This is a genomic window from Mesorhizobium sp. M1A.F.Ca.IN.022.07.1.1, from assembly GCF_003997575.1.
Lineage (GTDB): Bacteria > Pseudomonadota > Alphaproteobacteria > Rhizobiales > Rhizobiaceae > Mesorhizobium.
On sequence record NZ_RZST01000390.1, the window covers coordinates 1 to 4,962 of the forward strand.

Sequence of the window (4,962 nt, forward strand, 5' to 3'; positions counted from 1 at the left end):
CCCTCATCCGCCTGCCGGCACCTTCTCCCGTATAGTGAACGGGGAGAAGCGAGATGACGGCGTCGTTGGCGCCCATGCTGAAACGTTGGCGATTGGCGAACTCTCTGATGAAAGCGTCCTTTCTCCCGTCACTATACGGGGAGAAATGCCCGGCAGGGCAATGAGGGGCAGCGCCAACTTATGAAGGAATCGTACCTGATCCCCCGCCCCCGCCTTCCTTCCGCGCCTCCTCCTGCCGCAGCGAGGCGATGAAGCGCTTGGTCCGCTCGCGCTCGGGGTTGTCGAACACGATCGAAGCCGGGCCCTTCTCGACGATCGAGCCGGCATCGAGGAACACCACCTCCTGCGCGATCTTGGAGGCGAGTCTCAGATCATGCGTGGCCATCACCATGGTGGTGCCCTCGCGGGCCAGTTGACCCAGCACGTCGACCACTTCCTGCGCCAGCTCCGGATCGAGCGCCGAGGTCGGCTCGTCGCAAAGCAGCACGCGCGGCGACGGCGCCAGCGCCCGGGCGATCGCAACGCGCTGCTGCTGGCCGCCTGACAGAGTCGCCGGCCAGGCATCGGCCTTATGCGCCATGCCGACCTTCTCGAGCAGCGCCATCGCCCGCTCGCGCGCCCGCGCCTGCGGCCATTTCAGCACCGTCACCAGCCCTTCCATGACGTTCTCGATCGCGGTGCGATGCGGAAAGAGCTGAAAATTCTGAAACACCATGCCGGTCTGCAGCCGCACGCGCTGAATGTCCGCCGCCGGTACCTTGGCGCCCGGCCGAAATTCCAGCGTCTCGTCGCCGATGCGCAAAGTGCCCGAGGTCGGAATTTCCAAGAGGTTGATGCAGCGCAAGAGCGTGCTTTTTCCGCCGCCCGAAGGCCCGACCAGCGCCGTGACACTGCCTTCGTCGATGCTGACGGTGACACCTTTCAGGACAAGATTGTCGCCGAAGCGCTTCTCGATGTTGGTAAGGCCGATCATACATTGGCCTCCAGGAAGCCGCCATAGCGGTTGAGCCGCACCTCCAGCCGCGCCTGCAGAGCCGACAGCACCGAGCTCATCGCCAGATAGAGCGCCGCCGCCTCGACATAGAGGATCAGCGGCTCGTAGGTGGTGGCGACGATGCGCTGCGCAGCCTGGAACATTTCGGGCACCGTTATTGCCGCCGCGAGCGAGGTGTCCTTGACCAGCGATATGAACGTATTGGAGAGCGGCGGCACCGCGACGCGGCCCGCTTGCGGAAGGATCGTGCGCCGCATCGCCTGGCTCCAGGTCATGCCGATCGAATAGGAGGCCTCCCACTGCCCTTTCGGCACCGAGCCGATGACGGCGCGGATGATCTCCGACGTGTAGGCGCCGATATTGAGCGTGAAGCCGATCAACGCTGCGGGAAAGGCATCGAGCAGGATGCCCACCGACGGCAGGCCGTAGAAGATCAGGAAGAGCTGCACCAGGAGCGGCGTGCCGCGAAAGATCCAGACATAGAAGCGCACAAGCGCGACCAGCGCTTTCGGGCCGAACAGCCTGATCAGCGCCGTCACCAGCCCGGCCATAAGCCCCAAGGCGAAGGACAGCAGCGTCAGCGGCACGGTAAAGATCAGTGCCGCCCATAGCAGCGTCGGCAGCGACTCCAGCATCAATTGCAACCAGTGCGGCACGGAGCCCTTCTCCTTTCCGGACGCTGCGACCCTCTGGCCGCATGCCGAGCGACTATCAGGTAAAAATCGGCGGGCCGTCAAAGACGGCCCGCCGGAACAAGCAAAAGGGATGACTGGGCTTACTGCGAGACGTCCTGGCCGAAATATGTGTCGGCAATCCTCTTGTAGGTGCCGTCGGCCTTGATGTCGGCCAGCGCCTTGTTGATCGCCGCCACCAGTTCCGGATCGCCCTTGCGCACGATGACACCGGAATAATCGGCATTCTCTTCCTGCGCGGCGATCTTCACATTGGCGTCGGGCTTGTGCTTCTTGAAATCGAGGAAGGACAGGCTGTCGTTGATGGTGGCGTCGGCGCGACCGGTGAGCAGCAGCTGGATCGACTGGTCGAAGCCGTCGGTGCCGACCAATTCGGCGCCGTTCTTCTCGGCGAGCTTGCCGAAATTCGAGGTCAGCGACTGCGCCGCCTTCTTGCCCTTGAGATCCGCGAATGTCTTGATGTCGCTGTTGTCGCCGCGCACGATCAGCACCGCCTTGGAGGCGATGTAGGGATCGGAGAAATCATACTTGGCCTTGCGCGCGTCGGTGATGCCGACCTCGTTGATGACGGCGTCGTAGCGGTTGGCGTCGAGCCCGGCGATCAGCCCGTCCCACTTGCCCTCGAGAAACTGCACCTTGACACCGAGCTTCTCGGCGATCGCCCGGGCGATCTCCACGTCGAAGCCGACCAGGGCGCCGGATTCGTCATGATAGGTGAAGGGCGCGTAGGTGCCCTCCGTGCCGACCTTGATCACGCCCGCCTGCTTGATCTGGTCGAGATTGGCGCCGGCATGACCGGCTGTGACTGCCAGAACCTGCAGCGTTCCGGCGACGAGAAGCGATTTGAGCCATTTCATTTTTCTGTGATCCCGTTTTGACCGGTGCCCCGGCGCATGGTGAGAGCCGCAAACTGGCAGATGGAAGCTCAAGAAATAAGGAACCAGATTTCAAAAATCGACCGTTCCAGAAATCCAGTTCTCAAAACCAGCGAAAAATCCGCCAAGCCAAGCCTCACGGATCGATAACAGAAACGTTTTCGGCAGGCATATGCATCCGCCGGCACTACGGAACCATTCGCGCTTCTGGCACGTTGCTGGCTGTTGTAGGGCGCTGCGACGTCATTTCAACCGTCATCCAGTGCAACGACCGCCAAAAGGAGCCGGCATGATCGAGGATGTGGCAGGACGGACACTGGTCCGGGCGGCAATGAAGGCTCCCTATCTCGAGCGCGACGAGGAGCATCTCCTGGCCATACGCTGGAGGGAAAAAAAGGACCAGGACGCGCTGCATCTGATCACCGTCGCCCATATGCGGCTGGTGATTTCGATGGCTTCCAAATTCCGCCACTACGGTTTGCCGCTCGGCGACCTCATTCAGGAAGGCCATGTCGGCCTGCTGGAAGCGGCTGCCCGCTTCGAGCCCGCCCGCGAAGTGCGTTTCTCGACCTATGCCACCTGGTGGATCCGCGCCTCGATGCAGGATTATATCCTGCGCAACTGGTCGATCGTGCGCGGCGGCACCAGCTCCGCGCAGAAGGCGCTGTTCTTCAATCTGAGGCGGCTGCGCGCGCGGCTTGCCAACGGCGCCGAGCCGCTCTCCAATGCCTCGCTTTACCGCGAGGTTTCGGCCGCGCTCGGCGTGCCGGAAGCCGACGTGGCGATGATGGATTCGCGTCTTTCGGCCCCCGACAGCTCCCTCAACACCCCGCTTGCCGATGAGAACGGCGCCGCCGAGCGGATGGATTTCCTGGTCTCGGAGGATCCGCTTCCCGACGAGGTCGTCGGCGAAACGATAGACGTCGAGCGCCGCGCGGTCTGGCTGAAGAGCGCGCTCGGCGCGCTCAATGCGCGCGAGCTGCGCATCATCGAGGAGCGCCGCCTGAGCGACGACGGCGCCACCCTGGAATCGCTTGGCGAGGCGCTCGGCATCTCCAAGGAACGCGTCCGCCAGATCGAAGCCCGCGCCATGGAAAAGCTGCGGGCGGCGCTGGTGAAACAGAACCCCGAATTCCTGGCGGAAGCCGCCTGAAAGCCAAGGCAGCGACTCGAAGTCGCCAGGAGACTATCAGTCAGCCATCCCGGCGGCTTTCTGCATCCGTAGCCATGGATTGTGAATTCTTTAACAGACCCTCGCGGCGTAAACTGTCTTCCTGACTGCACCAACTTTAGCGGATGGGGGTTTGCCATGCTGCGATGCTGCGCGTTCCTTGCAGCCCTGGTTCTCGTGTGCTTCACCGCGTTCGAGGCTCACGCCGATCGAAGGGTTGCCTTGGTCATCGGCAATGCCGAATACCGAAATATTCCGGCTCTCAAAAACCCGGACAAAGATGCTCAGGACGTCGCGAACACGTTCCGGCTGGCCGGCTTCGACGTGTTCGTCGCAAAGGACTTGACCAAGCTTCAGTTCGAGGAGCGGTTCCGCAACTATCTCGCCGCGGCGGACGGTGCGGATCTGGCCGTCGTCTACTATTCCGGCCACGGTTTTCAGATCGGGGGCGAGAATTTCCTGATCCCCGTCGACGCGTCGCTGAAGGATGCCGCCGACATCGAGGTCCAGGCGATCAAGCTTGACGACGTGCTGGAGCAATTGCGTTCGAAAGCGAAGATCCAGGTGATCATCCTCGACGCCTGCCGGAACAATCCTTTCCCCCGCCAGGATTACTGGCTGAGGGACCAGCTGATCGTCGCGGGCGACGCCGGCCTTGCGCAGGTGAAGAGCTCACTGAACACGCTGATTGCCTTCGCCACCGAGCCAGGCGCGGTCGCCTATGACGGGCGCGGTGCCCTCAGCCCGTTCTCATCTGCCTTTTCGCGCCACGCGTTGGCGCCCAACCAGGAAATCCGCACGGTGATGGCGGCGGTTCGCCGCGACGTGGTCAAAGCCACCAACGGCAAGCAGGTTCCGTGGGAGAATTCCTCGCTGGTCGACGAGGTGGTGCTGATGCGCCACGATGACGCCGGGGGTCAGGAGGTCACGGCCAAGCAGAAGCAGCCGGATCCGGAGAGCGGCATCCACCTCACCGGCGCCGCCGAGGCGATCGAAAATCGCGATATCAGCATCCCGGTTGGCGTCGGTCCGGTTCCGCTGAAGCTCGATTTCCCCAGCAACGACCCCGCGGTGAGCCTGAAGCTTGCAAGCTATCCGGCAACGGGAACTCTGTCGCTGCCGGACCGGACCCTGTCTCCGGATTCCAGCCTGATGGCCGGTGAAGTCGATAATTTGCGTTACGAGCCGCAGATCGGCTCGGCTGCTCCGGTCCAGATTGGCTTCCAAATC

The 4,962-nt window shown here is 62.7% G+C and carries 6 protein-coding genes; 3 read left to right on the plus strand and 3 right to left on the minus strand.

Annotation, left to right across the window (positions count from 1 at the left end):
- Nucleotides 1-184, plus strand: a 184-nt coding sequence (locus tag EOA75_RS34595; protein ID WP_206517049.1) for a hypothetical protein, incomplete at its 5' end; no start/stop codon positions are given.
- Here the strand turns inward: EOA75_RS34595 and EOA75_RS28595 are convergent.
- The 3 genes from EOA75_RS28595 to EOA75_RS28605 form a co-directional block, all read right to left on the minus strand.
- The gene (locus EOA75_RS28595) at nucleotides 179-973 is read right to left on the minus strand and encodes an amino acid ABC transporter ATP-binding protein (RefSeq protein WP_067001874.1); all 795 of its coding nucleotides are present in this window, start codon (nucleotides 971-973) and stop codon (nucleotides 179-181) included. The genes EOA75_RS34595 and EOA75_RS28595 overlap by 6 nt on opposite strands.
- Nucleotides 970-1,650: an ABC transporter permease subunit gene (locus EOA75_RS28600; RefSeq protein ID WP_127216867.1), complete on the minus strand. Its 681-nt coding sequence runs from the start codon at nucleotides 1,648-1,650 to the stop codon at nucleotides 970-972. The genes EOA75_RS28595 and EOA75_RS28600 overlap by 4 nt, the downstream gene beginning before the upstream one ends.
- A gap of 119 nt (nucleotides 1,651-1,769) precedes the next feature.
- Entirely contained in the window at nucleotides 1,770-2,543 is a 774-nt protein-coding gene (locus tag EOA75_RS28605) for an amino acid ABC transporter substrate-binding protein (RefSeq protein WP_127325740.1), read from the minus strand.
- A 307-nt stretch (nucleotides 2,544-2,850) separates the two neighbouring features.
- Between EOA75_RS28605 and EOA75_RS28610 the strand changes: the two genes are divergently transcribed.
- Together EOA75_RS28610 and EOA75_RS28615 are read left to right on the plus strand one after the other, a co-directional pair.
- Nucleotides 2,851-3,714 (plus strand): RNA polymerase factor sigma-32, encoded by an 864-nt coding sequence (locus EOA75_RS28610; protein WP_067001865.1) that lies wholly within the window; start codon nucleotides 2,851-2,853, stop codon nucleotides 3,712-3,714.
- A gap of 156 nt (nucleotides 3,715-3,870) precedes the next feature.
- The coding region (locus EOA75_RS28615) for a caspase family protein (protein ID WP_206517050.1) at nucleotides 3,871-4,962 on the plus strand (1,092 nt) is incomplete at its 3' end.